Annotated in this window: 2 protein-coding genes; one reads left to right on the forward strand and one right to left on the reverse strand. The window is 48.5% G+C overall.

Features of this window, described 5'->3' with window-relative positions; translation table 11 throughout:
* Positions 1 to 28: 28 nt before the first annotated feature.
* The gene (locus tag FDX04_RS24240) at positions 29 to 184 is read right to left on the reverse strand and encodes a hypothetical protein (RefSeq protein ID WP_157858749.1); all 156 of its coding nucleotides are present in this window, start codon (positions 182 to 184) and stop codon (positions 29 to 31) included.
* Between the two features lie 338 nt (positions 185 to 522).
* On the opposite strand from FDX04_RS24240, the gene FDX04_RS24340 reads away from it, so the two are divergent.
* On the forward strand, positions 523 to 709 hold a 187-nt coding region (locus FDX04_RS24340; protein WP_212734324.1), incomplete at its 3' end, for a hypothetical protein.

Consider the following 709-nt stretch of genomic DNA (forward strand, 5'->3'; position numbering starts at 1 on the left):
GGGGGGGGGAACAAATCGCCGCTTTCAGCTAATCAAGTGGATAGTTTTTTGCCTCATACTGCATAATCAGCGTAGACAGTTCATCCAGTTTTCTGGCTTCCTCAGAACCATCCGGCGGGTCGAGATCGTAAAGCGGTGAGACTTCTTTTAGAGCAGCGTAATATTCCTGTTCATTTTTTATCATGACGGAAGCGTTCCTTATGCTGATGGCAAGACGCCAGTTTATCGCATGCGAAAAAAATTTCTTTTCAGAGCAGTAGTAAACAACCGTGAACCCTGACATGCCCACGAAACCCGGACTCATTTTGCGGTAAGAGACAAGTAAGGTGCATGAGCCATTGCATAACCGCAGAGCTTGTCCGTCCTATAACATCGCAGACGATTTGTCGTGTGTAACTGGTGAGGAAACAGTACGACCATCCGCTTTGCATAATTGCTTACGACTGCATGACGATAATAGGACAGAAGCAATTGTGGCTGCAAAGGCTTTGGCGTTCATGTTTTTAACGGTAACTCCGGGAAGTGACAAAACTTGTTTTGGTGCTGACCGGGGTTGGCCAAGCCGCGCAGCCATTGATTATAGGTTTGGGGCTAATCCGGCGCGGCAGCTTCACCAGAGCCGTCCTGACGGACGATGACCTGATGGCTGGGTTTTCCTGTGCCAGAATGCTGGATTCTCTCTTACGCCTTACTGGTGCGCATAATGTAT

This window comes from Citrobacter sp. wls615 (assembly GCF_005281355.1).
Lineage (GTDB): Bacteria > Pseudomonadota > Gammaproteobacteria > Enterobacterales > Enterobacteriaceae > Citrobacter > Citrobacter werkmanii.